Raw genomic sequence first — 26593 nt, 5'->3', positions numbered from 1 at the left:
CATGAAGAAAATCATTCTCGCATTCTCGCTCGCCGCCGGGCTTCTGCTGGCCGCATGCAGCGATCACAACCCGACTCCCACGCCGCCGCAGTCAGTGGTCGTTCCGCAAGCCGCCGCATCCGGTGCTGCAGCCGCTCCGATCATCGTCCAGCAGAGCGCACCGGCGCAGCACGACAACAGCACGCAGGACATGCTGCTCGGTGGCCTGGCGGGATACCTGCTCGGCTCCAGCAACTCGCGTCAGCCAGCCTACGCACCGGCGCCGCAGGTGGTCGAGCGCCACCACTTCTATCGTGTCGAGCCGCGCAAGCTCGCAGAGCCTGCGAAACAGGCCGCTGCAGCGCCTGAAGTGAAGCCTGCGGCCCCAACCCCTGCGCCGGCCGCGCCCGCTGCTCCTGCAGTCGCCAAAGTGCCGCAGTACGGATCGCCGCCGGCTCCGAAGCCGACTGTCACATACAACGGATTCTCGTCGTCGCGCTCGGCCAGCAGCTCGTCGCTCACGCCCTCCCGGTCGTACAGCGCCCCGTCCTACACGTCCCGCCCCGGCGCATACAGCTCGCGTCGTTGATACGAGAACACCATGACCATTGCCATCGACACCCACGTCCCTCTGCCGCAGAAAGCCTCGTTTAACGCCGGCCGTCCGCCGAAGTACCCGTTCAACCAGCTCGCCACGAACCATTCGTTTGCGGTGCCCTGCCACCCCGCCGACGCCGAGAAGACTGTGGCCCGCCTGCGCAACGCAGCGAGCGCCTGGACGCGCCGCACCGGGCTGAAACGCAAGTTCACCTGCGCGTTCCGCGAAGTAGATGAGCACGGTCGCCGCATTGACCCGGAAGTGCGCGTGTGGCGCACCGACCGGAACAAGTAAGTGTCTCCTGGCACGGGTATCGAGGGAGCCCGCGCCACTTCCCCCCCCCCGCGCATCGCCGCGGGGCTTTTTTCAGAGGGTTGCCAGCGGGCAACCTTCCGCAAAAAGGATCGAACGCAATGAAACTGTGGCTTGACCTGGAAACCTTCAATGAGACGGACATCTCTGTCGGCACGTACAAGTACGCCGAGTCGTCCGAGATCCTTCTGTTCGCCTATGGCATCGGCGACGAGCCGGCCCAGGTCGCCGACCTGACCGAAGACCCGTGCCTGCCGGTCGAGCTGCAGTATGCGCTGAAGCACGCCGACGAGGTGACTGCCCATAACGCACAGTTCGACCGCACGAACATCCGGTTGCAGATGCCTGAGTGGTACCCGCCGCTCGAACGCTGGCGTTGCACGATGGCCCAGGCGCTGTCACACGCCCTGCCGGCCGGACTGAGCGAACTGTGCCAGGTGCTCAACGTGCCGGAGGACAAACAGAAGCTGTCGGAGGGGACGAAGCTGGTGCATCTGTTCACCAAACCGCAGCCCACGAACCGCAAGATCCAGCGCGCCACTCGCCTCACGCACCCTGTCGAGTGGGAACGTTTCAAGCTATACGCCGCGAACGATATTGAGGCAATGCGCGAGAGCGCCAGGCGCATGCCGACGTGGAACTGGAATGCGAGCGCAATCGCCGAGTGGCACTGCGACCAGCGGATCAACGATCGCGGCTTCCACGTCGACCGCGAGCTGACCCAGGCGGGCGCACGCGCCGCCGTGCAGGAGAAGGAACGCATCGGTCGTCGCTTCCGCGAGCTGACCCGCGGGGCGGTGGATCGCCCATCGCTGCGCGCTCGGTTTCTGGAGTTCCTTAACGACGAGTTCCACCTGAACCTGGACAACACCCGCAGCGACACGTTCCAGCAGTATCTGAAAACCGACAAGCTGGCGCCGGAGTGCCGCGAGCTGATGCAACTGTCGATCGCCGCGAATAAGACCAGCACGGCAAAGTACGCCGCCCTGGACCCGGCGATCTCGCGCGATGGGCGCTTCCGCGGCGCAGCTCAGTTCGCCGGCGCCGGCCGCACGCGCCGATGGGCTGGACGAGGCCCGCAGTTCCAGAACCTACCGAGTCGCGGCTTGCCCCCGGCTGAGATGATCGAGACGTACATCGAGGCGCTGAAGGCCGGCGTGCATGACTTGTTCTTCGACGACCTGATGCTCTACGGCGCCGCCGCCCTGCGCGGTACCGTGGTCGCACCGAAAGGCAAAAAGCTGATCGTCGCCGACCTGTCGAACATCGAGGGGCGCAAGCTCGCCTGGCTGGCTGACGAGCAGTGGAAACTGAAGGCGTTCCGCGAATACGATGCCGGTACAGGCCCCGATCTCTACAACATCACGGCTGTGAGCATCATCGGCGGCGACCCGTGGAAAGTCGAAAAGAAGAACCGCAACGTGTTCGGCAAGGTGCCGGATCTCGCGTGCGGATACCGCGGCGGCGTCGCGGGCTTCCAGACTTTCGCCCACGCCTACGGCGTGCGGATGGCGGACCACTGGGGGACCATCCAGCAGATGATCGCGCCGGGACACATCGCCCAAGCGAAACAGAACCTCGAAAAGTGGGGCCGCGAGCAACTGGCAGACCTGGAGATCGACGCACTGGAGTGGATCGCCAGTGAGACGTGCAAACTCGCCTGGCGTGCGCGACACCCCGCCACCGTCAAGCTGTGGTACGCGCTCCAGGACGCCTGCGAGAAAGCGATCATGCACTGGGGCGCAATGTTCCCCGCAGGCAAGTACCTGAAGGTCAAAGGGCTCGACCACAAAGGCCAGCGGTGGCTGGTCATCAAATTGCCGAGCGGTCGCTACCTGACGTACTTCGACCCGCGGATCATCAACCGCACGATCACCTACATGGGGGACGCTGCGGATGCCGGCTCCACTACCCGCCGTTGGATTCGTGTGCATACGCACGGCGGAAAGATCACGGGCAACTGCTGCCAGACACTCGCCCGCGACCAGCTCGCCCCGTCGATGCCGGAGTCCGAATCAGCCGGCTACCTGCCGATCCTGAGTGTTCACGATGAACTGATCTGCGAAGCACCGGACACCCCCGAGTTCAACTACGACGGGCTCGCCGAGATCCTTGCCCGCCAGCGCGACTGGAACGTCGGCCTGCCCCTCGCCGCCGCCGGCTTCGAGTCCTACCGCTACAAGAAAGACTGACCAATACACACCCTCATCGGAGAACAGAATGCTGGACATCATGCTCGACTTGGAGTCGATGGGCACCGCACCTGACAGCGCGATCGTCGGCATCGGCGCCGTCGAATTCGACCTGTCCGCCGGGAAAATCGGCAACACGTTTTTCCGCGCAGTGAACCTGGCCGACGCCGTGCGCCAGGGTTGCAAGATGGACCCGGGCACGGTCGCGTGGTGGCTCAGCCAGTCGAAGGAAGCTCAGCGCGCGATCACGCAGAGCACCTACGCTCTGAAGCACGCGCTGACGGACTTCGCCGATTTCGTCGCCTCGTGCGGTCCGCAGAAAGAGGTACGCATGTGGGGCAATGGCCCATCGTTCGACAACGCCACGCTGGCCCACGCCTACCATGCGTGCGACATCAAACAGCCGTGGAGCTTCTGGAACGACCGCTGCGTGCGCACTCTGCGCGCCCTGTACCCGAGCGTCCAAGCGGACGAGTTTGTCGGCGAGAAGCACAACGCTGTCGACGACGCGCTGGCTCAAGCGCAGCACCTGATCAAGATCCGCGAGAGCGTCCGCGCACGCACGGCTCCGAAGGCGGTGGCGAATGGCTGACGACTTCCGCATGCCCGTGAAGCGCGCGAAGAAAGTGCGCGAGGCCGACGTTGAAAAGGATCACATCGCTGGCGTCAAAGCCGACGGCGGGCACAGCTACAAGTTCACGTCGCCAGCGCGCCGCAGCGTACCTGACCGCCTGGACCTGTACGAGATCCCACCCGAGCACCGCGAGATCGTCGCCAAGTACGTCCAGTTCACCGAGTTGAAAAAGCCTGGCGAGGTACCGACGCCGAGTCAGCAGCGCGAGCACGATTACCTGCGCGGCATGGGGTTCAAGGTGAACGTCATCGACCAGCGGACGAAGAAATGACTGCCGACGATCTGTATGAAGAAATGAAGGAGGCTCTGCGCTTCTTTGGCCTCCGCTTCCACGACCGGCATTTGGTCAAGGTCCGTATTCAAGGCGACCAGTTGGTCTTTACCTACCGCAATCGCAGCATCGGTGTCCAGAACAACTCATAGCTATGAAGTTCACCCCCCGCGCCTATCAAAAGCTGATCTATGACTTCGCCGTCGAGCGCGAGCGTGCCAACATCTTCGCAAGCATGGGCACTGGAAAAACGACAGCCAGCATCGAGATTTTCGACGGACTGCGCCTGTTCGGTGAGGCGAAGCGCGCCCTGGTTCTCGCCCCGAAGCGCGTGGCACAGTCGACATGGCCGGGCGAGATCGACAAGTGGGCCGAGTCGTTCGGCCACCTGACAATCGGCGCCGCCATCGGCACGCCCGAGCAGCGCAAGCGCGCCATCATGGCGAAGCCGGACATCCTCTGCATCAACTACGAGAACGTCGAATGGTTGATCCAAGGGTACGGCGACCGCTGGCCGTTTGACGTAGTGTTCGCCGACGAGGCGACGCGCCTGAAGGGGTTGCGGATCTCGCTGCAGACCAGCTCGAAGGGGAAAGAGTTCACCCGCGGGCAAGGCTCGACCCGCGCGAAGGCGCTCAGCCAGGTGGCCCACAAGTACGTGCGCCGCTGGTACAACCTGACCGGCTCCCCTGCCCCGAATGGCTTGCACGACTTGTGGGGCCAGATGTGGTTCGTCGATGGCGGTGCGCGGCTCGGCCGCAGCTTCACGGCATTCGAGGAACGGTGGTTCCGCAGCCGGCCCGGCGCGGACGGCTATAGCCAGCTCGAACCGCTCGCGCACGCGAAAGCCGAGATCGAGCAGCGCATCCGCGACGTGTGTATCACCATCGAGGCGAAAGACTGGTTCGACATCAAAGAGCCCATCGAGCGCCACATCATGGTCGACCTGCCCCCGAAGGCGCGCAAGGCGTACGACCAGATGGAGAAAGACCTGTTCGCCGAGATCCGCGAGGGGCTCGTGAACTACGACATCCAGGCGTTCAACTCCAGCGGCAAGCTCGGGAAGTGCATGCAGCTCGCGCACGGCGCCGTGTACGTCGACGATCAGAAGAACTGGGTGGAGACACACGACGCGAAGATCGACGCGCTGAAGTCCATCGTCGAGGAAACGAACGGTGAACCGCTGCTGGTCCGCTACACGTACCGCTCAGACATGGCGCGCATCCTGAAGGCGTTCCCGCGGGCGAAGTTCCTGGACAACGACCCGCGCACCGTCGAGGACTTCCAGCGTGGCCGGCTGCCGATGCTGGTCACGCACGCCGCCAGTGCCGGCCACGGGCTCAGCCTGCAGGACAACTGCCGCACGCTGGTCGACTTCGGTACCGACTTCAACCTGGAGCACGACGAGCAGATCATCGAGCGCGTCGGCCCGACCCGCCAGGCGCAGTCCGGCTACAAGCGCGAGGTGTACCGCTACCGCATCGTTGCGCGCGACACCGTGGAGCAGGACAGCGCGATCCCGCGCATCAAATCGAAGGCCAGCGTCCAGCAGTCGCTGAAGGATGCGATGCGCCGGCGCGGATAGCACTTGCTAAAGTTACTTCGCAAGTGCTAAATTACTCGCTAAGCAAACAACGCGAGGGTGGTATGCAAAACGAATGGATTGAGTGGCAAGGTGGGGACTGCCCGGTGCCGATGGATATGCCGGTCGACGTGAAGTTTCGCGACCCCAACATGTCGCTTGTGGCCGGGACAACCGCTGGTCAACTCCACTGGCATCACGACTTCAAAGCCGAGAACGACATCATGGCCTATCGGCGTTTGGACGCCGTGCCCCCGCTCTGCTGGTGTCCGGACACCGACCCGAAGGACTGCCGCGGCTGCGGCCAGCCGCCCGACAGCAAGCCGACGAACCCGAAGGATGGTATCGGAGCGATGAAGGTGCCGCTGCACCTCGTCTCGGGCGTCGTGAAGGCTTACCAGGCCATCGCCCACTTCCTCGGCAACGTGAAGTACGGCGCCTGGAACTATCGCGCGTGCGGCGCCAGGGCGTCGGTCTATGTGTCCGCCCTGCACCGCCACGTCGACCGCTGGTGGGAGGGGGAGAAGTACGACCCGGTGGACGGAACCCCGCACCTGGCTAACGCGCAGGCATGCTTGAACATCCTGATCGAAGGCGAACTGGACGGCACCCTCGTCGACGACCGGCCCCCGAGCCGCGACCTGACCGAGCTGTATGCCGAGCTGGAATCCATCATGGTGAAGATCCGGGCTCGCTACGCCGACCGCGACCCGCGCCACTACACCATCGCCGACACCGAGGTGAGGTCATGACGCAGACCCGCCTCGGTTCGCTGTACGAAGCAGTCATCAACGTGCTGATCGGCTTCTGGATCAACTACGCAGCGAACCTGCTGATCTTCCCGCTGTTCGGGCTCCACATCACGCTGTCCGAGAACCTGCTGATGGGGCTCATCTACACCGCCATCAGCATCGCCAGGTCATACGTGATCCGGCGCCATTTCAACGCTCGCCTGCACGCTGCCGCGCAGCGCCTGGCCGCAATCTCTGGAGAGCGCGCATGAGCGTCAAACAGTTCACCGAAGCCTGCACGGGCTTCTTCAACCTCACGCTCTCGAAAGCGCACTGCAATGCCCTGCTGCGCGCCGACCGGTACCCGACCGTCGGCGACAACGCCAAGTTTCACGCGCTGAACATGCACTCGATGGCGGTTATCCGCGAGCTAGAAGCCCGCGGCCTCGTGGCCTGGAACTCGGACGTGATCGGCAAGTTCGACGGCTTCAAGGGATTGACCAGCGTCGGCCGCGCCGTCGTCGCGCTGCTGCACCTGGCCGGGCTCACCGTCGAGAACACGAACACCAATAGCGTCAACAACCGATTGGAACGCATCGCACACCTGGAGGCCATGAACCATGCCTGACGTAGCTGACCTTGCCCAAGAGCACATGGAGCGCGAGGAAAAGCGCCTGCTGGCGGCGAACAGGCGCCCGACCGGCCCGATCGCCTGCGGCCACTGCCACTACTGCTCTGAGCCGGTCGCCGCCGGCCTGCGCTGGTGCGACGTGTCATGCCGGGACGAGTGGGAACGTGAACAGAGGTTGCGGGGATGAGCAAATATCATCGAGGCGAACTGCGTTCAATGGCCCGTGAAGCCCTGGCGGAACGCGACCGAAATGGGGACCGGTGGATGCAACTGCTGCTCCGACTCATGGTCCATTGCGGAATGGATGCGACCGCGGTGGAGCGCAACATCGAAAGGCTTGCCGCATGAACACCGCCACCACCGTAGGCGTCACGGGTGCGGCCGAGATCCTGCGCGTCCACCCGGAGACGGTCAAAGAGCTGATCAACCAGGGGGCGTTCCCGGCCGGCAAGATCGGGCGGTCGTGGGTGATGCTGACCCGCGACGTGCTGGCCTATGCCGAAAAGCTGATCATCTCGCAGACAGCCGAGCGGCTGACTGCACAGCGCCGCAAGGCTACCAAAGCGCAGCCGCCAAGTCGGAGCCTCTAAGGTTCGCGTACCGCATCATCATACGGTGGCTCTTGTGGCCGCTGATCTTCATGATCTGGCTCTCTGAGAGGGTTGTCTTCTCAAAGAGCCGGCTCACCGCCTCGTGCCGCAGGTCATGGAATTTCAGGCCGGCGCACCTAGCCTGCCCAAAGATGTCATCGAACCGCTTCGATAGATAGTCTGACGTGGCCGCGCGCACCTTCGGGGACTGATCCCCATTCCACCACGGGAACACCAGATCCGCCGGATGCTCGGCCGGGATCTCCCGCTCGGCCAGGTACTCGCGCAGAAGCGCCAGCGCCACGCTGGACAGAGGCACCTGCCGCTTGTCGCCGTTCTTCGTCTTCTCCAGGAACACCGTGCGCTTCGCCAGGTCGATCTGGTCTTCCTGCAGCGTGTACATCTCCGACATACGCATGCCCGACTCCACCGCGAGGATGAACAGCGCACGATGGGCCTTCGGGTACTGGATAGTCAGCGGGCGCTGCTTGCGGGCCAGCACACCGCCGTCTATGACCGCTAGGATGCGTTCGTACTCGCCCGGCTCCAGGCGGCGGTCACGCTCGATGTCCTGGCGCTTCACGCCGGCCGCTACGGTGTCCGCCTTGCTGTACTGGGCATATCCGTCCGGCAGCGTGCGGAACGGATGATCTGGCATCGTCAGGTGCCCTTTGCGCATGCCCCAGTCGGTAGCTCGTGCCAGCGCGCCGATGCGTGCTCGGATCGAGGCCGGGGCAAGCTTTTCGAAACGCTTCATCTCCGCGATGATGCCGTCGACCCATCCGGCGTCGATCTTGGGTAGCGGCGTGTCGCCCCAACGCTTCAGCGCCGCGTTCAGCGCCCCCTGATCCTTGGGGCTCGGGTGGGCCTCTCGCTCGTACTCAGACACGAGCTGGTCGAGTCGGACGATGCGGGACACCGGCCGGTGCTCTGACGGCACGATGCCGCGCTCCAGCAGCAGCTCCAGCCGTTCAGCGTACTCGTCGCCTTCTTTTTCGGTGGCAAACGTCAGATACAGGGGCTTGTCCAGCACGCCCGCGCGCTTGAAGGTGTACTGCCACGTCCCGTTCGGGAACTGCTTTTTGCCGGCCATTTGGAGCCCTCCGCATCGGTTTCTCCATTCTACGCCCTGCACAGAGATAGTACAGCAGGTAGACGACCGTTTTTGGCTGGTAGAGACTGCGACAGACTGCGATTGTCGCGGGTAGGATGGGCAACAAAAAAGGACTTAGATCGCTCTAAGTCCTTGATTTTGTTGATGGTGAAGTGGTGGGTGCTGAGGGGCTCGAACCCCCGACCTACGCCTTGTAAGGGCGCCGCTCTACCAACTGAGCTAAGCACCCACTGAACCATCGCAGGCTGGGCCGCCTGCAGGGAATCTCGCTTCGCACGACTCGACAGGTACTGCTTGGCTGCCGCTGTTTGCGTTGCGAGGCCGCGATTGTAATACGAGAGTTTTCGATTTGCCAAGCACTGATGGCAATAATCTTTTGAAGCGCAAATACAAGAATACGGCCTGCCCGGAATAAAGAAAAACGCCGCGGATGTGACTCCGCGGCGTTTCGTCCGCTGTGCAGCAACCGGATCAGTGGTGGATCATCTCGACCTTGGCCGTTGCCTTGTCCGACACGTCCGCCGGCTTGGCATCTTCCTCGGCCAGCGGCTCGGGCTTGCGCTCGAGTGCGAGCTCCAGCACCTTGTCGATCCAGCGAACCGGCACGATCTCGATGGCGTTCTTCACGTTGTCAGGAATCTCTGCGAGGTCCTTGACGTTTTCCTCGGGGATCAGCACCAGCTTGATACCACCGCGGTGGGCAGCCAGCAGCTTTTCCTTGAGGCCACCGATCGGCAGCACCTCGCCTCGCAGCGTGATCTCGCCCGTCATCGCCACATCGGCACGCACCGGAATGCCGGTCAGCACCGACACCAGCGCGGTCGTCATGGCGCCGCCAGCCGACGGACCGTCCTTGGGCGTGGCGCCTTCTGGCACGTGGATGTGGATGTCGCGCTTCTCGAACATCTCATCCGCAATGCCCAGGCGACGCGCCCGCGAACGCACCACCGAACGTGCGGCCTCGACCGATTCCTTCATCACATCGCCCAGCGAACCGGTGCGGGTGATGTTGCCCTTGCCCGGCATGATCGCGGCTTCGATGGTCAGCAGATCGCCGCCCACTTCCGTCCATGCCAGACCGGTCACCTGACCAACCTGGTTTTCCTTGCCGGCCAGGCCGAAGTCGTACTTGCGCACGCCCAGGAACTTGTCGAGGTTGTCCGAATCGACCTTGATCGTGCCCGACTCCTTCTTCAGCAGCAGCAGCTTGACCGCCTTGCGGGCGATCTTGGACACCTCGCGCTCGAGTGAACGGACACCGGCTTCCCGCGTGTAATAGCGGATGATGTCGCGGATCGCCGCATCGGTCACCTCGATCTCGCCAGCCTTCAGACCGTTGTTCTTGATCTGCTTCGGCAGCAGGTAGCGCGTGGCGATGTTGAGCTTCTCTTCCTCGGTGTATCCCGACAGGCGGATCACTTCCATACGGTCGAGCAGCGGCGGCGGGATGTTCAGCGAGTTCGACGTCGCTACGAACATCACGTCGGACAGATCGAAGTCGACTTCGATGTAGTGGTCCTGGAACGTGTGGTTCTGTTCCGGATCCAGCACCTCGAGCAGCGCCGACGACGGATCGCCGCGGAAATCCTGGCCCATCTTGTCGATCTCGTCGAGCAGGAAGAGCGGATTGCGCACGCCGACCTTCGACAGGCTCTGCAGGATCTTGCCCGGCATCGAACCGATGTAGGTACGGCGGTGGCCGCGGATCTCGGCCTCGTCGCGCACGCCACCGAGTGCCATGCGCACGAACTTGCGGTTCGTGGCGCGCGCCACCGACTGGCCGAGCGAGGTCTTGCCCACGCCCGGAGGCCCGACCAGGCACAGGATCGGCGCCTTGACCTTGTCCACGCGCTGTTGCACGGCAAGATACTCGAGGATCCGTTCCTTGACCTTCTCGAGACCATAGTGGTCTTCGTCGAGCACGCGTTCGGCGTTGGCCAGGTCGTTGTTGACCTTGCTCTTCTTGCGCCACGGCAGGTTCACCAGCGTGTCGATGTAGTTGCGCACGACGGTGGCTTCCGCCGACATCGGCGACATCAGCTTGAGCTTCTTGAATTCGGCATCGGCCTTCTTCTTGGCTTCCTTCGGCATGCGCGCAGCCTTGATGCGCTTGTCGAGTTCTTCCAGGTCGGCGCCTTCCTCGCCCTCGCCCAGTTCCTTCTGGATCGCCTTGACCTGCTCGTTCAGGTAGTACTCGCGCTGGCTCTTCTCCATCTGGCGCTTGACGCGGCCGCGGATGCGCTTTTCCACCTGCAGGATGTCGATCTCGCCCTCGAGCTGAGACAGCAGGCTTTCCAGGCGCTCGGTCACATTGACCATCTCCAGGATCTTCTGCTTCTGCTCGAGCTTGATCGGCAGGTGCGCGGCGATGGTGTCGGCCAGGCGCCCGGCCTCGTCGATGCCCGACAGCGAAGTCAGGATCTCCGGCGGGATCTTCTTGTTGAGCTTTACGTATTGGTCGAACTGCGACACGATCGCGCGGCGCAGGGCCTCGGTCTCGGCGCTCTCAACCGGCTCGGGCGGTACGGGGACGGCTTCGCACATGAAGTGCGACTCGTCCTCGCTGACCTCGCGGATGTTTGCACGCTGCGTGCCTTCGACCAGCACCTTCACGGTACCGTCCGGCAGCTTCAGCATTTGCAGGATATTGGCGATGCAGCCGACCTCATACAGGTCGTCGGCGGTCGGTTCGTCCTTGGCAGCAGTCTTCTGCGCCACGAGCATGATGCTCTTGCCCGACTCCATCGCAGTCTCAAGCGCCTTGATGGACTTCGGGCGTCCCACGAACAACGGGATCACCATGTGCGGAAACACCACCACGTCGCGCAGCGGCAACAATGGGAGGCGAATCGGCTCGGCCGGGAGGAGTTGTGTTCCGGACATCATTTTCCCCAAGTCAGTCATTTAAGGCGTAAATTGGGCCGCCCAAATCGATTACAAGATACCGCTGACGAAACCGATTCGGATTGACAGGCTGATGCCGCATCCTGCACTTGCAGGCCCATCTGGAACAGCATACCCGCGTTTCCTCCTCTTCGTCGGTTGAAATAAACAAAAAAAGCCGCTCGCTTCTACGCGAACGGCCTTGCTGGCTGGCTGTCGTGGGCTCCTGACCACTTCACCCCGGACAGCGCTCGCGTCAGTTGGAGCCTGACACCTTCGGCTGCTGTTCCTCGTACATCAGCAGCGGAGGTGCATCTCCGTTGATGGTGCTCTCGTCGATGACCACTTTCTGCACGCCCTTGTAGTTGGGCAGGTCGTACATGACATCCATCAGCGACTGCTCCAGGATCGATCGCAGGCCACGCGCACCCGTCTTGCGGCGAATTGCCTTGCGCGCAATCGCGGAAAGCGCCCCGGGGCGGATTTCCAGCTCCACGCCCTCCATCGCCAGCAACTTCTGGTATTGCTTGACCAGCGCATTCTTGGGCTCGACCAGGATCTGCAGCAGCGCGGCCTCATCCAGCTTGGCCAGCGTGGCAACCACCGGCAGGCGGCCGATCAGTTCCGGAATCAGGCCGAACTTGATCAGGTCTTCCGGCTCGGTCTGCGGCAGCACTTCGCTGACATCGCGCTCTTCCTTGCTCTGGACCTGGGCCGCAAAACCGATGCCAGTCTTGTCCGAGCGCTGCATGATGACCTTCTCCAGGCCGTCGAATGCGCCACCGCAGATGAACAGAATGTTCGTGGTGTCGACTTGCAGGAAGTCCTGGTTCGGATGCTTGCGGCCACCCTGCGGCGGCACCGATGCCATCGTGCCTTCGATCAGCTTGAGCAGCGCCTGCTGGACACCCTCGCCCGACACGTCGCGCGTGATGGACGGGTTGTCCGACTTGCGCGAGATCTTGTCGATTTCGTCGATATAGACGATCCCGCGCTGCGCCTTCTCGACCTCGTAATTGCAGTTCTGCAGCAGCTTCTGGATGATGTTCTCGACGTCCTCGCCGACATAGCCGGCTTCCGTCAGCGTGGTGGCGTCCGCAATCACGAACGGCACGTTCAGCAGTCGGGCCAGCGTCTGGGCGAGCAGCGTCTTGCCGGAGCCGGTCGGACCGATAAGCAGGATGTTGCTCTTGGACAGTTCGACATCGTCCTTCTTGCCGAGATGCTTCAGGCGCTTGTAGTGGTTGTACACCGCCACGGCCAGGATCTTCTTGGCCTGTTCCTGGCCGATCACATACTGGTCCAGGCTTACCCGGATCTCATGTGGCGTCGGCAGGTCCGAGCGCGTGGCCGCGGTCGCATCCTTTTCGGTCGCGGTGGCTTCGTCTCGGATGATTTCGTTGCACAGGTCGATGCATTCGTCGCAGATGAACACCGACGGGCCGGCGATCAGCTTCTTCACCTCATGCTGGCTCTTGCCGCAGAAGGAGCAGTAGAGAAGCTTTTCGCTGGATGAACCTTTTTTTTCCGCCATAGGAATCAGTCACTTAGCAGTGCGCGCACTGCGACACGGGGGGCGCCGCAGGCGTACGCTTCTGACGCATCATACGCCAAAACAATTTGCCCAGCCGGCAGGGGTTACCCCGGCATGTGGGGCAAACGCAAAAAACGAGGCACAAGGCCTCGTTCCGTTGTAGCCTGTGCCGTTTCGGCCAGCCAACGTGCCGCCGCGTACCACCTTGCCGCAGCAGCGCGCAGCATCAGCCGCGGCGGGCAATGACCTTGTCGATCAGGCCGTAGTCCACAGCCTGGTCGCCGCTCATGAAGTTGTCGCGATCGGTATCGCGCGCAATCTTCTCAACCGGCTGGCCGGTCACTTCGGACAGGATGCTGTTCAGGCGCTCGCGCAGGTACAGGATCTCGCGTGCCTGGATCTCGATATCGGAAGCCTGACCACGCGCGCCGCCCAGCGGCTGGTGGATCATGATCCGCGAGTTCGGCAGCGCGGAGCGCTTGCCCTTGGCACCGGCCGCCAGCAGGAACGCGCCCATGCTCGCCGCCATGCCCATGCACAGCGTCTGCACGTCGGGCTTGACGAACTGCATGGTGTCGTAGATCGCCAGACCAGCCGAGACCGACCCCCCCGGCGAGTTGATGTACAGCGAAATATCCTTGTCCGGGTTCTCGCTTTCCAGGAACAGCAACTGCGCCACCACCAGGTTGGCGGTCTGGTCATTGACCTCGCCAACCAGGAACACCACGCGCTCCTTCAGCAGGCGCGAGTAGATGTCGTAGGCACGCTCGCCCCGGCCGGACTGCTCGACGACCATCGGCACCAGCCCCAGACCCTGGGTTTCCAGCGCCGAAGCCTGCGTGGTGGCGAGACGGTCCAGCAAATCATTGCGGGTCATGCAAGTTCTCCAGGGTATCGTTGGATGGCAAGGAATGTCGGGCTTCACATCCCCGCACCATGGCACGGGGGCTGCGAATCACGCCTGACCTCAGGCTTGCTGCTGTCCGTTGCCTTCGGCGGTCAGTTCCTCGAAGGACACCGACTTGTCGGTGACCTTGGCCTTGTCGCACACGAAATTTACCACGTTGTTTTCGAGCACGTAGGCTTCCATCTCGGCCAGGCGCTGCTGGTCGCCGTAGTACCAGCGCATGACTTCCTTCGGGTCTTCGTAGCTCTTGGCGAAGTCTTCGATCTCGGCCTTGATCTGGTCAGCCTTGGCTTCCAGGCCGTGGGCCTTGACGATCTCGGCCAGGATCAGGCCCAGCTTGACGCGGCGCTCCGCTTGCTGCGCGAACATCTCGGCCGGAATCGGCATGTCCTTGGCGTTCGGCATGCCACGCTGCTCGAGGTCACGGCGGGCCATTTCCACCAGGCGCTCCTGGTCTTGCTCGATCAGGGCCTTGGGCACGTCCAGCTCGCTCACCTTCAGCAGCGCATCCATGACCTGGTCCTTCAGCATGGCGTGCGTGCGGCGCTTCACTTCGCGCTCGAGGTTTTCGCGGATGTCGGCACGCATCTTCTCGACGCTGCCGTCGGCGATGCCCAGCGACTTGGCGAACGCATCGTTCACTTCCGGCAGGTGGGCCCACTCGATCTTCTTCAGCGTGACGGTGAACTCGGCGGTCTTGCCGGCCACGTCCTTGCCGTGATAATCGGCCGGGAACGACAGCGGGAAGCTCTTGCTTTCGCCGACCTTCAGGCCCAGCGTGGCGGCCTCGAACTCGGGCAGCATGCGGCCTTCACCGAGCACGAACGGGAAGTCTTCGGCCTTGCCGCCGGGGAATTCCACGTCTTCGATCTTGCCGACGAAGTCCAGGGTCACGCGGTCGCCGTTCTGCGCCGTCACGTCGCCGCCACCGTCGCCGTGCTCGCCGGCTTCGCCGCGCACGTGGTAGTGCACGCGTTGCTTGCGCAGGATGTCGATGGTCTTGTCGATTTCGGCGTCGCTGATTTCGGTCTTGGTGCGGGTCACTTCCGCGCCCGTCAGGTCACCCAGCTTGACTTCCGGGTACACCTCGAAGGTTGCGTCGAACGCGACTTCGTCCGCGCCCACGCCATCGGTCTTGATCTCGAACTTCGGCTGACCGGCAACCTTGACGTCCTGCTCCTTCGTGATGTCGAAGAACTTGCGGGCAGCCTTGTCGAAGCGGACTTCGAACTCGACTTGCTGGCCGTATTGCTTCTCGACCATCTTCATCGGCACTTTGCCCGGACGGAAGCCCGACATCTTCACCGTCTTTGACAGGCGAACCAGGCGCTCCTGCTTTTCCTTTTCGACTTCGGCCTTGGGAATGGCCAGGGTCACCTTGCGGTCCAGCTTGCCGAGGTTTTCAATGACGTTCGACATGGTCGTGATCCAATCCAGAAATGTAGTTGTGTTCGTAGCGCAATCGCCTGCGCGCCGGCCAGTCCGGCACTGGCGCGTGCCCGCGAATAGCAAGCTCCGCGCGAACGGAAAACGAGCATTATCGCACGGTTTCCGTCCGGTTCCGGCAGTTTTTACCCTGAGGTACCGCCAGAATGCTGTTCCGCATCGATGACCAGCCCGTGGCGCAACGCGCGAAGGAGCAAGCGCGCGGGATCCACGGCGTCGGCCAGGTCGGCTTCCAGCGGAAGGGGCTCACCCTCGATCTGGCTGATCAGGAGTTCCGCACCCAATGCGGCCCATGTGAGGCCGCGCGAGCCATATGCAAGTGCAGCGTAAAGCCCAGGCAGGCGTGGAATATCGCGCAAGTGCCCTCCGCGCAATGCCGAGGCCGACGCTGCTGCCGCTGCCTCATCCGGCATCGGACCAATCAAAGGCAGCCGGTTGTGCGAAACGGTACGCACGCCGACATACCCCTCCATCCCGCTGGCGTCCAGCCGTCCGATTTCCGCGGAGGTCGCGGGCAGCAGTCCGGCCAGCCGATCCAGATTTTCTGCGTGGACGTGCGCCCGCGCGACCAGTGGCCCTTCATCCGCCTCATAGCTGGAACCGACCCGGCCACGGCCATCTTCTGCCACCGGCAACAGGTACCCTGCCCCAGTCACCACGCAGTCGGGCCATTGCCCGAGGGCGCCAACCTGCTCCTGCGATAGCGTCGTGAGCTGCCCCCGAACACGACGCACCACCTGGTGCCGCATCGGGACCAGCCGTGGTGCTTCGTGGGCATTGGCCAGGACCATGACGGGGGCCGATGCCAGGATTGCGCCATCGTGCCCGACGGCCTCCCACTCCCGGTCTTGCCTGCGGACGCGATCCACGCGCACGCCGAACCTCGCATGGACGGCATCGCCCGCGCGGCGCAGTTGCGCGTTGCAGATATCCGGCGGCGCGACCCAGCCGCCCTGGGCGAACCAGAGTCCGCCGCGCGCCACGCCGGCGCGGTGATGCGCCGCCGCTTCCTCAGGCGTCATCCAGCGTACGAAGGACTCGGGCAAACCGAGTGCTTTAAGCGCTGCACGCTGCGCTTCGGCTTCCGCTTCGTTCTCGCCGATCTGGAGCACCCCGCACCCATGCCAGCCGACCGGATGGCCGGCAGCAGCGAGCGCCGCCCAGGCACGCAACGCGTACTGGTTGCCCGCGCGCGACAAGCGGGACAACAGGCTGTCGTCGGCCGATATGTGCGCGTGCATGGCGGCAGCGCGATGGGACGATGTCTGCCTGGCCGGGCCGTCGTGGGCGTCCAGCAGCGTCACCCGCCAGCCGCGCGAAGCCAGCCGCTCCGCCATGGCGCAGCCGGCCAGCCCCGCGCCGATCACGATGGCATGCCGGTCGTTCCAGTCTGCGGCAGCTGCCGGCGCATGCCGCCTGACTTTCCATGCCGGACGGAACGTGGCAACGGTCATGTCCGGCTTGCCCCCGGATCCCGGCGCCAGGCGCGCGTCGAACCCGACTGCCTGAAGCCCCCGATGCACGGAGCCGCCCGCCGCATGCGCCGCAAGCGTGGCACCCGGCCGCGCCAGGCGCGCCAGTCCGCGGAACACCTTGGGCGACCACGTATCCGCATTGCGTGCCGGGGCACAACCGTCCAGATAGAACGCATCGGCGCCGGCCACCAGCTTGGGCAGCAGAGTCTCGAGATCGCCAAGCGCCAGCGTCAGGATCACGCCGCCATCCTCGAAAGCAAGCCGGTGCAGACCGGGCAGCGCATCGGGCCACGCAGCCTGAAGCTGGCCGGAGAGCGGCCGCAGTTCATCCAGCCCGGCGTGCAGTTGCGCCAGCCCGTGGCGCGTAAGCGGATGCTTCTCGATTGAAACGAAATGCAGGCGGGCGCAGCGCCGGGGATCCTGGCGCCAGGCCTGCCACGTTGCCAGGAAGTTCAGCCCTTGGCCGAAGCCGGTCTCGATGATGACGAATTGCTCCCGCCCGGCCCAGGCCCGTGGCAGCGCGTTGCCGGCAAGGAAAACGTGATGCGCGTGCGCGAGGCCGCCTTCCGCACTGTGGCAGACGTCGTCGTAACGCGGGGAACAAGGGGTGCCTTCGGCAGACAGGACAGGCTCGGCGGGCTCGAGTGCACGCGGCATAGACAGGACAGAAGCAGGAAAAAGAGCCAGGGGGCGACTCGCGGCGGATGGTAGCATAGCGCCCCGTCCTGAATCCGGCACGGCCGTCCCGGCCGCCGCCCCGCGCTGATCCGCCATGCTGTCCTATCGTCACGCCTTCCATGCCGGCAACCATGCCGATGTCCTCAAGCACGCCGTCGTGGTGCAGTTGCTCGAGCACCTGACGCAGAAAGACAAGTCGTTCTGGTACATCGACACCCACGCGGGCGCCGGCCTGTATGCGCTGGATCATGCCTACGCGCAGAAGAAGTCCGAGTTCGAAACCGGCATCGCGCCGCTGTGGCGCGCCACCGCCGGCGGCACCTCGCTGCCGCCCATGCTGGACGCGTATCTGGACCAGGTGCGCGCACTGAATCCGGACGGAAACCTTCGTCACTATCCAGGGTCGCCCTGGCTTGCCTGGCAGATGCTGCGCGACCAGGACCGCCTGCGCCTGTTCGAACTGCACAGCACGGAGATCCAGGTGCTGCGCGACAACTTCCGCGGCGCCGGCCGCAAGGTCATGCTCTACGACGGTGACGGCTTTGGCGGCATCAACGCGATCCTGCCGCCGCCCCCGCGGCGCGCGCTGGTGCTGATCGACCCGTCCTATGAAGACAAGCAGGACTACGCGCGCACGTTGCAGACTGTCCGCGACGGGCTGCAACGCTTCGCAACCGGCGTCTACGCCGTCTGGTACCCGCAGGTCCAGCGCCGCGAATCGATCCAGCTTCCGGTGCAGTTGAAGAACCTGCCGCTCAAGAGCTGGCTCCACGTCAGCCTGACCGTCAAGCATCCCGTGGCCGGCGGACTTGGCCTGCATGGCAGCGGCATGTTCATCGTCAACCCGCCATGGCGGCTCAAGGAATCGTTGCAGGAAGCCATGCCGGTGCTCAAGGAACTGCTCGGGCAGGACAGTGGCGCCAGCTTCGTGCTCGAAGCGGAAGAAGGCTAACCGCGGGAAGCGCCGGTACGCAACCGACCAGCCCAGGCGAGAAGCCAATCCAGCGCCAGGGCAGCCAGCAGACCGATCGAATCAGCCAGCACGTCCGCCGGATCCGCGTCGCGGTACGTCGTCATGCCCTGGAGCAATTCGATCAGGACGCCATATCCCACCAGCGCCAGCAGCACCGCCGTACGCTGGCGCCCATAAGCCCGCCGGCCTAGCCCACCGAGCACCACGAAGGCCAGCACGTGGTTGGCCTTGTCCCAGCCCGTAGTCGGCATCGGCTGCGTGGGCGGCATCAGCGCCAGCACCTGCACGGCGATCACACACAACCAGAACAACAGGCGCCAGATGCGCGGCGACAGCCGGAAAGCGGGGTTGGGACTCATGGGGTGGCGTAGTGATCTCGATGATTCCGCATGCTAACGGCTCGCCTGGCTTGCCGCGCATCGGTGGATGCCAGCACGCTAGGCGGCCAGCTTGCAGTCGAAGAATAGCGGTTGGCGATCGTCCAGGATGGCATGCATCGCAGCCAGGTCCGAGGCATCGGGGTCAAGCCACGCGTCGAGATGCTCGGGACGGATAGGAATGATGCAGCGGTCGTGTCCGGCGGCGGCCACTTCCGGCGGCGGCTCGTCGGTAATGGCGGCGAACGAGTACAGGTCCTGCCCAGCCTCCTCGCCAGGACTCACCGACCACAGGCACGCCACCAGCATGTCCTGCGGCGGGCGCGGATGGAATGCCAGGATGACGCTCTCCTCAGCCTCGCCCGGCCGCAGCGCGCGACGTTCCGCCTTGTGACGCGGCACGTGCTCGTAGAACGCGGTCATCACCGCCACGCCGTGGCGATGCCCGAACAACGGGCGCCAGACGCGCTCAAGGTTGTCGCGGCGCGCATTGTAGGTGCCGGGCCGCTTGCGTTCGTCGGCTTCCGTCCAGCCAGGCAGGCGGCATTGGTAGCGCATCGGCACCACCACCCGATGATCGCCCTGCACGATGATCACGGGGGCGTAGTAGCCCGGAAAGAGGCGGTAATCCTGCTCGGTCAGCGCCGGCCGTTGCAGGTCCGCAAGGTTCTGCTGGGCCCGGGTGATCTTGTCCGTCGAAATGCGCCGGTCAGTCTCGGCCTTCTTGGTCGGGCGCGCGGCCAGCGCACGCTCCGCCTCCGCAAGACGCGTGCGCTGCTGGAAGATCTCCGACTCGAACCGGTTGGCCTGCTCCCGGTCGCCGCCCTCGATAAGCGAAGCGTCCGTGCCTGCCTCGGCAAACGCCATGCGCAGCGCCTTGGGGATTCGCTGCCAGCCGCCGCTGCGGCGCTGCTGCCAGAACAGTTCCACGAAGCGCTCCATGCTGATCGACGCGCCGTATTCGCGCTCGAACCTGCGGAACTCGGCCTGAATCTGGGAGGAATAGCACATGGCAAGATCCTTTCGCGTGACGCCGGGCGGGCGGAGCAGGATCATTCTAAGCCGAGGTGCCGGGAAAGGCGGCCGTGTGCCGCGGCAGGCCGGGAAGTCAGCCTTTCGCCACTTGAAAAGAAGGGATTGGTGCGAGGGAGGGGACTCGAACCCCTACACCATTGCTGGCGTCAGGACCTAAACCTGGTGCGTCTACCAATTTCGCCACCCTCGCGGTCCTTGCGGCCGCCGGACGGTGGCCACGATGCACGTTGCAGCCATGGCGCGCGAAAGCAAAAAAGGCGGCTGGAACTGCCCGCCTTCTCGCATCGCCCGCTTGCCGCGCTTGCGCGCCGGCTGTGCAACGAAGCAGCGGATTGTAGCGCAAGCGCCGGGGGGAATCCACCCCCGCCCCGATGACATAGTGCAAGCCCTCATGTGCGTCGCCTTTCGCGATGGTGGTCCGCCATCTATGCTGAAGTCGTGGGACGCGCAACGCATGCTTGCAGAGAGCAGCGCGATTTGCGGAGCGCTTCCGCCCCGCACGGAGGGGATATGAAATTACGTGCCTTGCTGTTGGCAGCCTCGATGGCGCTTGCATGGTCATCGACGGCCAGGGCTGCTGGTTGTCAGTACGACATGCAATGCAAAGGGGAACGGATTTGCCAGCAGGGCCAATGCGTGTCCCCTGATGCGGACGAGCAGGCGGACGCCACCGCGCCCAAGGCCACTCCATCCCCAAGGACCACCGCACCGGCAACGCCGGCTCCCGTGGCGGCTCCAGTTGCTCCGCCAGTTGCAGCCCCCGTTGCAGCTCCCGTTGCAGCTCCCGTTGCAGCACAGGTCGCAGCGCCAGCGCCGGCACCAATGTCTGTGCCTGCGCCGCGTGGCTGCTGCACGGTTGCCGGCAAGCTGAAGCTGGCCCCGGGCAGTGCCGGCGACACGACGCTGATCATTGGCGATGCCTGCCAGGGCATGACGAATTCGGGCAAGCCGGTTCCGGGGACGCTCTGCAATTAGCCGGCCTCAAGCCGTCACCGCCCCCGCCCCCGCCTCCGGCTTCGCAACCCGGAACCATGCCGCATACAACGCTGGCAGGAACAGCAGCGTCAGGACTGTGGCGATGATCAGTCCGCCCATGATGGCCACGGCCATCGGTCCCCAGAACAGCGAGCGCGACAGCGGGATCATGGCCAGCACGGCAGCTGCGGCGGTCAGGATGATCGGACGGCAGCGCCGCACCGCCGCTTCCACAATGGCGTTCCACGCCGGCACGCCGGCCTTGACGTCCTGTTCGATCTGGTCCACCAGGATCACCGAGTTGCGGATGATCATGCCCAGCAGCGCCGTGATGCCCAACTGCGCCACGAAGCCCATCGGCGCACGCAGCAACAGCAGCGTGGCGGCGGCCCCGATCAGCCCGAGCGGGCCAGTCAGGAACACCATCAGCGTGCGCGAGAAGCTGTGCAACTGGAGCATGAGCAGCGTGAAGATCAGGAAGATGCACAGCGGCAACTGCGCCGCGATCGATGCACCCGCCTTGCCGCTCTCTTCCTCGGCACCGGCCACCGTAATGCGATAGCCCGGCGGCAGCTGATCGCGCAGCTTGTTGAGCAGCGGATCGATCTGCGCGGTCACGGTGGGCCCCTGGATGCCGTCCACCACATCCGCCTGCACGGTCACGCCGAAGTCGCGATTCTCGCGCCAGATCACGCCCGGCTCGGAGCGCAGCGACAGCCGCGCCACCTGGGTGAGCGGCACGACACGGCCGGTGTTGGTCGGCACCTGGATATTGCCGAGGTCGGACATGGCGTCGCGCTCGTTGCGCGGCGTGCGCATCATGATGTCGATCAGCTTGTCGCCGTCGCGATACTGACCCACCGGAATGCCGGTCAGCACCGTCTGCATGACGCGCGCGATCGAGCTGGTGGTCACGCCCAGCGAACGAGCCTTGTCCTGGTCGATCTCCAGGCGCAGCATCTTGACGCTCTCATTCCAGTTGTCGTTCACGCCGACCGTGTTGGGGTTCGCGCGCATCAGCGCCTTGACCTGGTCGGCGAGCTGGCGCACGCCGGCGGCGTCGGGGCCAATCACGCGGAACTGCACCGGGTACGCCACCGGCGGCCCGTTGGGCAGCAGCTTGACACGCCCGCGCAACTGCGAGAACTGGCTGTTCAGCACCGCGATCACGCGCTGGCGCAGCGCGTCGCGCGCTTCGGCGCTGACCGGCATCACGATCACCTGCGCCACGTTGCTTTGCGGGAAGATCTGGTCCAGCGGCAGGTAGAAGCGCGGCGTGCCGCTGCCGACAAAGGTGGTCAGGCTCTGCACGTCGCGGTCCTGGCGCATGGCGGCTTCGAAGCGCTTGGCTTCGGATTCCATCTGGGCAAAGCTGGTGCCTTCCGGCATCCACAGCTCGACCATCAGCTCGGGCCGGCTCGAGTCCGGGAAAAACTGCTTCTCGACGAACTTGAATGCGTACAGGCCCAGCGCGAACGTCACCAGGGTGATCGCGATGACGGTCTTGCGCCAGGTCACGCACCAGTCCACCAGGCGCCGGAAGCCCGTGTAGAACGGCGTATCGAAAACCTCGTGGTGCTCGCCGCCTCCCGGCCGCGACTTGAGCAGCAGGTAGCCCAGGTAAGGCGTGAAATAGACGGCCGCCAGCCATGACAGCACCAGGGCCAGAGCGGTCACGGCGAAGATGGCGAAGGTGTATTCGCCGACCGTGGATTTCGCCAGGCCGACCGGCAGGAACCCGGCAGCCGTGATCAGCGTCCCGGTCAGCATCGGCATGGCCGTGGAGGTATAGGCGAAGGTCGCGGCCTCCATCTTCGACAGCCCCTCCTCCAGCTTGCGCACCATCATCTCCACGGCAATGATGGCGTCATCGACGAGCAAGCCCAGCGCCACGATCAGCGCGCCCAGCGATATCTTGTGCAGGCCGATGCCAAAGATGTTCATGAACAGGAACGTCACCGCGAGCACCAGCGGGATGGTCAGTGCCACCACCAGGCCGGGGCGCACATCGAGCCGCAGCGGCCGCGTATGCAGGCCCAGCGAGACAAAGCTGACGCCGAGCACGATGACCACGGCCTCGATCAGCACATGCACGAACTCGCCCACCGAGCGCTTTACGGCCTGCGGCTGGTCCTGCACCTGGTCCATCTCGATGCCGACCGGCAACTGGCCGCGCAGGCGTTCGAACGCGCCGCGCAGGTTCTTGCCCAGCTCGATGATGTCGCCGCCCTTCGCCATCGAGATCCCGAGCCCGATGACATTCTTGCCGTTGTACCGCATGGTGCTCTGCGGCGGATCGACATAACCGCGGTACACATGCGCAATGTCGCCCAGGCGGATATTGGCGATGCCGTTCGGTCCCCGCAGCACCAGGTTCTCGAGATCCGACACGCTCGCGAACTGCCCCGTCACGCGCACCTGCAGATTGTCGGTCGGCGTGACCAGCACGCCGCTGCCGTTCAGGTTGTTCTGCTGCGTGATCTGGTCGGCAATGGCATTGATGTCGAGCCCGAGCTGGGCGAACCGTGCCTGGTTGAACTCGATGTAGATCTTTTCGTCCTGCAGGCCGAGCAGCGACACCTTGGCCACGGCGGGCACGCGCAGCAGTTCCTGGCGCACCAGGTCGGCATACTCGCGCAATTCCTTGTAGTTGAAGCCATCGGCCGACAGCGCGTAGATGCTGCCGTACACGTCGCCGAACTCGTCATTGAAGTACGGCCCGCGCACGCCGGCCGGCAGCGTTTGCGCGATGTCGCCGATCTTCTTGCGCACGGTGTACCAGATCTGCGGCGTCTCCTTGGCCGGAGACGTGTCCTTGAGCTGGAAGATGACCGTGGTCTCACCCGGCTTGGAAAAACTGCGGATCTTGTCGGCGTACGGCACTTCCTGCAATTGCCGCTCGATCTTGTCGGTGACCTGCACCGCGATCTGCTCGGCGGTAGCGCCGGGCCAGAACGCCTGCACCACCATCACGCGGAAGGTGAACGGCGGGTCTTCGTCCTGGCCCAGGCGGAAAAATGCCAGCATGCCGGCCAGCAACAGCACCACCAGCAAATAGCGCGTCAGCGGCTGGTGTTCCAGGGCCCAGCGCGACAGATTGAAGCGGGAATGATCCATGCCGCGGCCTCAACCCTGCTGCGGCGCCGAAGCGGCCCCAGGCGCCGAGGCCGGCGCAACGGTCTGCATCGGCCTGACCTTCTGCCCCGGCTTGAGCAAGTGCACGCCGGCCGTGACGATGGTCTGCCCCGGGGCCAGGCCCTGGCGCACTTCGATTTCGTTGCCCACCGGGTCACCCAGCGTCACCTGGACCGGCCGGACCGTGCCGGCGGCCGGGTCATAGATCCAGACCTGGTTGCGGCCTTGCTCCTGCAGCAGCGCGGTCAGCGGCACGCGTACCGCGGGCGCTGCGCCAGTGCGCACGAAGGTCACGACAGCGGTCATGCCGAGCTTGAGGTCAGCCGGCGGGTTGGGCACCGACACGCGCGTGGCGTAGGTGCGGGTCACGGGATCCGCGGCAGCGGCGATCTCGCGCACGCGTGCGGGCAGCGCGCGGCCGGGGTCGGCCCATGTGCGCACCGTCACGTCGGTCGTGCCTCGCAACAGCTCGACCTCGTCTTCCGGGAGCCCGATGGCCACTTCCTTTTCGGCGGTCTGTGCCACGCGGATCACCGGCTGACCGGGGGTGATGACCTGGCCGACCTCCGCGTCCACCGCGGTCACCACGCCGTCGGCATCGGCCAGCAGTACGGCATAGGCGGTCTGGTTGGCCTGGCTGCGCAATCCCGCCGAGGCCTGCTTGACGCGGGATTCGGCGGCATCGAAGGTGGCCTGGCGCCGATGCTGCTCGGCAGCGCTGATAAAGCCCTTGGCGAAGAGTTCGTTGTAGCGCTTGAGGTCGGAAGCGGCCAGGTCGCGGTCCGTGCGGGCCGCCTCGTACTGGGCGCGCGAGCCGGCTTCGGCCAGCGACAGGTCGGTCGGGTCCAGCCGGGCCAGCGGCTGCCCCTTGCGCACCATGGCGCCGACGTCGACCAGCCGCGCCGCGATCTTGCCGCCCACACGGAAGCCCAGCCGTGATTCGATGCGTGGCCTGACATCGCCCGAGAACTCGAATGCGGTCTTGCCCGTGTGCTGGCTCAGTTGCTGCAACCGCACCGGCCGAACTTCCGGCGCCGGCTCGCTCTTCTTGCCGCAGCCGGCCAGCGCGAAGGCCACGCCGACCAGGACGACAACGCCCAGCCGGACCAGCCGGGGCCTGAATGAGAAGCAAGGAACAATCTGGGAACGAACGGCCGCAACTTCCGGCATTTGGCAATGCACTGGCATGGATAAGCAGCGAATCGGACAACGTGGGAAAGGCTGGCGCAGCCGGCCTGAGCGCCCCATAGCACACAAACTATAAGCGATGGATGAAGGCCGGCAGTTAAATAACTGGCCGGTCAGCAATATAGCGAGCCCCCTCAGGTGCGTCAAACGGCCTGCGACGAAACAGCCGGAATGGCTACCGAAGCTTTCCTCCAACCGGATGAACAGCGTGACATGCGTACACCCGAGCGGCGACTTGCCCATCCAGGGAGCCAGCGGGTTAGTGATAACGCAATGCTACAATCCGGCGCTCCGCTGGCGCCAACTACGCCAGCAGGCGGGGACACCAACCACCCGTGCCGCATGCCATCGGGCGCCCATCGGACCGCGGCGTTGGCATCAGGCCAGGCCCGCCCGCCTCCCCTACCTCATCAGACCGAGACCGGCGTGACGCCCGATCAGTATTGCCAAGAGAAGGTCGCCCAGAGCGGCTCCAGCTTCTATTACAGTTTCCTGTTCCTGCCCGCGGAACGCCGTCGCGCCATTACGGCGCTGTATGCCTGGTGCCGCGAAGTCGACGATGTGGTCGACGACACCCATGACCCCGCACTGGCCCACCAGCAACTCGACTGGTGGCGCGGTGAACTGCGCCGTCTCTTCGAGGGCGAGCCGACCCACCCCGTGACGCAGGCGCTGCAGCCTCACGTCAAGGCCGCCGGCCTGCCGCATGCCGAGATGTCCGAGGTCCTGGACGGCATGGAAATGGACCTGGCCCAGACGCGTTATCTCGACGAAACCGGCCTGAACCGCTATTGCCACTGCGTAGCCGGCGTGGTCGGCACGCTCAGCGCGCGGCTGTTCGGATACTCCGAGGCGCGTACGCTCGTGTTCGCCGAAAAGCTGGGGCTGTCGCTGCAACTGGTCAACATCCTTCGCGACGTCGGCGAGGACGCGCGCCGTGGCCGCATCTACCTACCCGTGGATACGCTGCAGCGATTCCAGGTGCCAGCTTCCGAGATCTTGCAGGGCAAGCATTCCGAGCGCTTTGTCGCGCTGATGCAGTACCACGCCGGACGCGCGCGCACCCTGTACCGCGAAGCGCTGGAACTGCTGCCGCGCCAGGACCGCCGCGCCCAGCGCGCCGGCCTGCTGATGGGGGCCATCTACCACGCCCTGCTCGACGAAATCGAACGCAGTGACTTCCAGGTGCTGAACCAGCGCATCGCGCTGACCCCGCTGCGCAAGCTGTGGATCGCCTGGAAGACATGGCTGCGCAATAGCTGAATCCGGCCGCTGAAATCAACGATGTGGCGGCCCGCACGCGGGGCCGCCACCAATATCTGCCCTGGCCTTGCGCCATATGGCACCCCCAGC

26 protein-coding genes and 2 tRNA genes are annotated in these 26593 nt (G+C 64.6%); 16 read left to right on the top strand and 12 right to left on the bottom strand.

What is annotated here, in order from left to right; genetic code table 11:
- The first annotated feature begins 1 nt into the window (after nucleotide 1).
- From AC3FKG_RS17300 to AC3FKG_RS17240, 13 genes are all read left to right on the top strand, one after another.
- A complete protein-coding gene (locus tag AC3FKG_RS17300; RefSeq protein ID WP_488743648.1) occupies nucleotides 2-568 on the top strand; it encodes a hypothetical protein in 567 nt (188 codons plus the stop codon).
- Nucleotides 569-580: 12 nt separating this feature from the next.
- A complete protein-coding gene (locus AC3FKG_RS17295; RefSeq protein ID WP_488743647.1) occupies nucleotides 581-871 on the top strand; it encodes a hypothetical protein in 291 nt (96 codons plus the stop codon).
- A 119-nt stretch (nucleotides 872-990) separates the two neighbouring features.
- Nucleotides 991-3081: a DNA polymerase family A protein gene (locus tag AC3FKG_RS17290; RefSeq protein WP_488743646.1), complete on the top strand. Its 2091-nt coding sequence runs from the start codon at nucleotides 991-993 to the stop codon at nucleotides 3079-3081.
- A gap of 28 nt (nucleotides 3082-3109) precedes the next feature.
- Nucleotides 3110-3673, top strand: a complete 564-nt coding sequence (locus AC3FKG_RS17285; protein WP_488743645.1) for a 3'-5' exonuclease — start codon at nucleotides 3110-3112, stop codon at nucleotides 3671-3673.
- A complete protein-coding gene (locus tag AC3FKG_RS17280) occupies nucleotides 3666-3986 on the top strand; it encodes a VRR-NUC domain-containing protein (protein ID WP_488743644.1) in 321 nt (106 codons plus the stop codon). The genes AC3FKG_RS17285 and AC3FKG_RS17280 overlap by 8 nt, the downstream gene beginning before the upstream one ends.
- Complete coding sequence (locus tag AC3FKG_RS17275) at nucleotides 3983-4138, top strand: hypothetical protein (protein ID WP_488743643.1); 156 nt, start codon at nucleotides 3983-3985, stop codon at nucleotides 4136-4138. The genes AC3FKG_RS17280 and AC3FKG_RS17275 overlap by 4 nt, the downstream gene beginning before the upstream one ends.
- A gap of 2 nt (nucleotides 4139-4140) precedes the next feature.
- Nucleotides 4141-5571 carry an SNF2-related protein gene (locus AC3FKG_RS17270; RefSeq protein WP_488743642.1) on the top strand — a complete coding sequence of 477 codons (1431 nt, stop codon included), beginning with the start codon at nucleotides 4141-4143 and terminating at the stop codon, nucleotides 5569-5571.
- Nucleotides 5572-5633: 62 nt separating this feature from the next.
- Nucleotides 5634-6320 carry a dATP/dGTP diphosphohydrolase domain-containing protein gene (locus AC3FKG_RS17265; RefSeq protein ID WP_488743641.1) on the top strand — a complete coding sequence of 229 codons (687 nt, stop codon included), beginning with the start codon at nucleotides 5634-5636 and terminating at the stop codon, nucleotides 6318-6320.
- Nucleotides 6317-6571, top strand: coding sequence for a DUF7220 family protein (locus AC3FKG_RS17260; RefSeq protein ID WP_488743640.1), 255 nt, complete (start codon nucleotides 6317-6319; stop codon nucleotides 6569-6571). Before AC3FKG_RS17265 ends, AC3FKG_RS17260 begins: the two co-directional genes overlap by 4 nt.
- Nucleotides 6568-6927: a hypothetical protein gene (locus AC3FKG_RS17255; protein ID WP_488743639.1), complete on the top strand. Its 360-nt coding sequence runs from the start codon at nucleotides 6568-6570 to the stop codon at nucleotides 6925-6927. The genes AC3FKG_RS17260 and AC3FKG_RS17255 overlap by 4 nt, the downstream gene beginning before the upstream one ends.
- The gene (locus AC3FKG_RS17250) at nucleotides 6920-7117 is read left to right on the top strand and encodes a hypothetical protein (protein WP_488743638.1); all 198 of its coding nucleotides are present in this window, start codon (nucleotides 6920-6922) and stop codon (nucleotides 7115-7117) included. Before AC3FKG_RS17255 ends, AC3FKG_RS17250 begins: the two co-directional genes overlap by 8 nt.
- Nucleotides 7114-7278, top strand: a complete 165-nt coding sequence (locus AC3FKG_RS17245) for a hypothetical protein (protein ID WP_488743637.1) — start codon at nucleotides 7114-7116, stop codon at nucleotides 7276-7278. The genes AC3FKG_RS17250 and AC3FKG_RS17245 overlap by 4 nt, the downstream gene beginning before the upstream one ends.
- Nucleotides 7275-7520: a helix-turn-helix domain-containing protein gene (locus tag AC3FKG_RS17240; protein ID WP_488743636.1), complete on the top strand. Its 246-nt coding sequence runs from the start codon at nucleotides 7275-7277 to the stop codon at nucleotides 7518-7520. Before AC3FKG_RS17245 ends, AC3FKG_RS17240 begins: the two co-directional genes overlap by 4 nt.
- Here AC3FKG_RS17240 and AC3FKG_RS17235 read toward each other — a convergent pair.
- From AC3FKG_RS17235 to mnmC, 7 genes are all read right to left on the bottom strand, one after another.
- On the bottom strand, nucleotides 7486-8613 hold the full coding sequence (locus AC3FKG_RS17235; RefSeq protein ID WP_488743635.1) for a site-specific integrase: 1128 nt from the start codon (nucleotides 8611-8613) through the stop codon (nucleotides 7486-7488). The genes AC3FKG_RS17240 and AC3FKG_RS17235 overlap by 35 nt on opposite strands.
- 174 nt (nucleotides 8614-8787) lie before the next feature.
- Nucleotides 8788-8863 (bottom strand) — tRNA-Val (locus AC3FKG_RS17230).
- A 242-nt stretch (nucleotides 8864-9105) separates the two neighbouring features.
- Entirely contained in the window at nucleotides 9106-11517 is a 2412-nt protein-coding gene (gene lon, locus AC3FKG_RS17225; RefSeq protein WP_483711238.1) for an endopeptidase La, read from the bottom strand.
- Between the two features lie 256 nt (nucleotides 11518-11773).
- Nucleotides 11774-13051, bottom strand: coding sequence for an ATP-dependent Clp protease ATP-binding subunit ClpX (gene clpX / locus AC3FKG_RS17220; protein WP_483711237.1), 1278 nt, complete (start codon nucleotides 13049-13051; stop codon nucleotides 11774-11776).
- A gap of 226 nt (nucleotides 13052-13277) precedes the next feature.
- Nucleotides 13278-13928 (bottom strand): ATP-dependent Clp endopeptidase proteolytic subunit ClpP, encoded by a 651-nt coding sequence (clpP, locus tag AC3FKG_RS17215; RefSeq protein ID WP_211948088.1) that lies wholly within the window; start codon nucleotides 13926-13928, stop codon nucleotides 13278-13280.
- 90 nt (nucleotides 13929-14018) lie between these two features.
- Nucleotides 14019-15377, bottom strand: a complete 1359-nt coding sequence (gene tig, locus AC3FKG_RS17210) for a trigger factor (protein WP_483711236.1) — start codon at nucleotides 15375-15377, stop codon at nucleotides 14019-14021.
- Between the two features lie 152 nt (nucleotides 15378-15529).
- The gene (mnmC, locus tag AC3FKG_RS17205; RefSeq protein ID WP_488743634.1) at nucleotides 15530-17536 is read right to left on the bottom strand and encodes a bifunctional tRNA (5-methylaminomethyl-2-thiouridine)(34)-methyltransferase MnmC2/FAD-dependent 5-carboxymethylaminomethyl-2-thiouridine(34) oxidoreductase MnmC1; all 2007 of its coding nucleotides are present in this window, start codon (nucleotides 17534-17536) and stop codon (nucleotides 15530-15532) included.
- Nucleotides 17537-17651: 115 nt separating this feature from the next.
- Here mnmC and AC3FKG_RS17200 point away from each other — a divergent pair, with 115 nt between their 5' ends.
- Nucleotides 17652-18509, top strand: a complete 858-nt coding sequence (locus tag AC3FKG_RS17200) for a 23S rRNA (adenine(2030)-N(6))-methyltransferase RlmJ (RefSeq protein WP_488743633.1) — start codon at nucleotides 17652-17654, stop codon at nucleotides 18507-18509.
- Here the strand turns inward: AC3FKG_RS17200 and AC3FKG_RS17195 are convergent.
- The 3 genes from AC3FKG_RS17195 to AC3FKG_RS17185 form a co-directional block, all read right to left on the bottom strand.
- The gene (locus tag AC3FKG_RS17195; protein ID WP_488743632.1) at nucleotides 18506-18889 is read right to left on the bottom strand and encodes a VanZ family protein; all 384 of its coding nucleotides are present in this window, start codon (nucleotides 18887-18889) and stop codon (nucleotides 18506-18508) included. The genes AC3FKG_RS17200 and AC3FKG_RS17195 overlap by 4 nt on opposite strands.
- Nucleotides 18890-18967: 78 nt before the next feature.
- Nucleotides 18968-19918, bottom strand: coding sequence for an SOS response-associated peptidase family protein (locus AC3FKG_RS17190; RefSeq protein WP_488743631.1), 951 nt, complete (start codon nucleotides 19916-19918; stop codon nucleotides 18968-18970).
- Between the two features lie 127 nt (nucleotides 19919-20045).
- Nucleotides 20046-20132, bottom strand: a tRNA-Leu gene (locus tag AC3FKG_RS17185).
- 632 nt (nucleotides 20133-20764) lie between these two features.
- On the opposite strand from AC3FKG_RS17185, the gene AC3FKG_RS17180 reads away from it, so the two are divergent.
- Nucleotides 20765-20917 (top strand): hypothetical protein, encoded by a 153-nt coding sequence (locus AC3FKG_RS17180; RefSeq protein WP_483711231.1) that lies wholly within the window; start codon nucleotides 20765-20767, stop codon nucleotides 20915-20917.
- A 6-nt stretch (nucleotides 20918-20923) separates the two neighbouring features.
- Here AC3FKG_RS17180 and AC3FKG_RS17175 read toward each other — a convergent pair whose 3' ends face one another.
- Entirely contained in the window at nucleotides 20924-24034 is a 3111-nt protein-coding gene (locus AC3FKG_RS17175) for an efflux RND transporter permease subunit (protein ID WP_483711230.1), read from the bottom strand.
- 9 nt (nucleotides 24035-24043) lie between these two features.
- Nucleotides 24044-25240, bottom strand: a complete 1197-nt coding sequence (locus AC3FKG_RS17170; protein WP_483711229.1) for an efflux RND transporter periplasmic adaptor subunit — start codon at nucleotides 25238-25240, stop codon at nucleotides 24044-24046.
- Between the two features lie 426 nt (nucleotides 25241-25666).
- On the opposite strand from AC3FKG_RS17170, the gene hpnD reads away from it, so the two are divergent.
- Nucleotides 25667-26503, top strand: coding sequence for a presqualene diphosphate synthase HpnD (gene hpnD, locus AC3FKG_RS17165; protein ID WP_483711228.1), 837 nt, complete (start codon nucleotides 25667-25669; stop codon nucleotides 26501-26503).
- Nucleotides 26504-26593 lie beyond the last annotated feature (90 nt).

The organism is Cupriavidus sp. 22TCCZM04-2, from assembly GCF_057798895.1.
Note: the sequence above shows the minus strand (reverse complement) of the source record. Positions and strands in the feature narration are given on the sequence as shown.

Bases quoted from the DNA above. Each gene is read 5' to 3' on its own strand.
- AC3FKG_RS17265 (WP_488743641.1), top strand. From the start codon at position 5,634: ATGCAAAACGAATGGATTGAGTGGCAAGGTGGGGACTGCCCGGTGCCG.
- AC3FKG_RS17235 (WP_488743635.1), bottom strand. From the start codon at position 8,613: ATGGCCGGCAAAAAGCAGTTCCCGAACGGGACGTGGCAGTACACCTTC.
- AC3FKG_RS17300 (WP_488743648.1), top strand. From the start codon at position 2: ATGAAGAAAATCATTCTCGCATTCTCGCTCGCCGCCGGGCTTCTGCTG.
- AC3FKG_RS17175 (WP_483711230.1), bottom strand. From the start codon at position 24,034: ATGGATCATTCCCGCTTCAATCTGTCGCGCTGGGCCCTGGAACACCAG.
- AC3FKG_RS17170 (WP_483711229.1), bottom strand. From the start codon at position 25,240: ATGCCAGTGCATTGCCAAATGCCGGAAGTTGCGGCCGTTCGTTCCCAG.
- AC3FKG_RS17190 (WP_488743631.1), bottom strand. From the start codon at position 19,918: ATGTGCTATTCCTCCCAGATTCAGGCCGAGTTCCGCAGGTTCGAGCGC.
- AC3FKG_RS17240 (WP_488743636.1), top strand. From the start codon at position 7,275: ATGAACACCGCCACCACCGTAGGCGTCACGGGTGCGGCCGAGATCCTG.
- AC3FKG_RS17275 (WP_488743643.1), top strand. From the start codon at position 3,983: ATGACTGCCGACGATCTGTATGAAGAAATGAAGGAGGCTCTGCGCTTC.
- AC3FKG_RS17280 (WP_488743644.1), top strand. From the start codon at position 3,666: ATGGCTGACGACTTCCGCATGCCCGTGAAGCGCGCGAAGAAAGTGCGC.
- clpP (WP_211948088.1), bottom strand. From the start codon at position 13,928: ATGACCCGCAATGATTTGCTGGACCGTCTCGCCACCACGCAGGCTTCG.
- mnmC (WP_488743634.1), bottom strand. From the start codon at position 17,536: ATGCCGCGTGCACTCGAGCCCGCCGAGCCTGTCCTGTCTGCCGAAGGC.
- AC3FKG_RS17200 (WP_488743633.1), top strand. From the start codon at position 17,652: ATGCTGTCCTATCGTCACGCCTTCCATGCCGGCAACCATGCCGATGTC.
- AC3FKG_RS17260 (WP_488743640.1), top strand. From the start codon at position 6,317: ATGACGCAGACCCGCCTCGGTTCGCTGTACGAAGCAGTCATCAACGTG.
- AC3FKG_RS17255 (WP_488743639.1), top strand. From the start codon at position 6,568: ATGAGCGTCAAACAGTTCACCGAAGCCTGCACGGGCTTCTTCAACCTC.
- AC3FKG_RS17285 (WP_488743645.1), top strand. From the start codon at position 3,110: ATGCTGGACATCATGCTCGACTTGGAGTCGATGGGCACCGCACCTGAC.
- AC3FKG_RS17295 (WP_488743647.1), top strand. From the start codon at position 581: ATGACCATTGCCATCGACACCCACGTCCCTCTGCCGCAGAAAGCCTCG.
- AC3FKG_RS17245 (WP_488743637.1), top strand. From the start codon at position 7,114: ATGAGCAAATATCATCGAGGCGAACTGCGTTCAATGGCCCGTGAAGCC.
- AC3FKG_RS17270 (WP_488743642.1), top strand. From the start codon at position 4,141: ATGAAGTTCACCCCCCGCGCCTATCAAAAGCTGATCTATGACTTCGCC.
- AC3FKG_RS17250 (WP_488743638.1), top strand. From the start codon at position 6,920: ATGCCTGACGTAGCTGACCTTGCCCAAGAGCACATGGAGCGCGAGGAA.
- tig (WP_483711236.1), bottom strand. From the start codon at position 15,377: ATGTCGAACGTCATTGAAAACCTCGGCAAGCTGGACCGCAAGGTGACC.
- lon (WP_483711238.1), bottom strand. From the start codon at position 11,517: ATGTCCGGAACACAACTCCTCCCGGCCGAGCCGATTCGCCTCCCATTG.
- AC3FKG_RS17180 (WP_483711231.1), top strand. From the start codon at position 20,765: ATGTCTGTGCCTGCGCCGCGTGGCTGCTGCACGGTTGCCGGCAAGCTG.
- AC3FKG_RS17290 (WP_488743646.1), top strand. From the start codon at position 991: ATGAAACTGTGGCTTGACCTGGAAACCTTCAATGAGACGGACATCTCT.
- clpX (WP_483711237.1), bottom strand. From the start codon at position 13,051: ATGGCGGAAAAAAAAGGTTCATCCAGCGAAAAGCTTCTCTACTGCTCC.
- AC3FKG_RS17195 (WP_488743632.1), bottom strand. From the start codon at position 18,889: ATGAGTCCCAACCCCGCTTTCCGGCTGTCGCCGCGCATCTGGCGCCTG.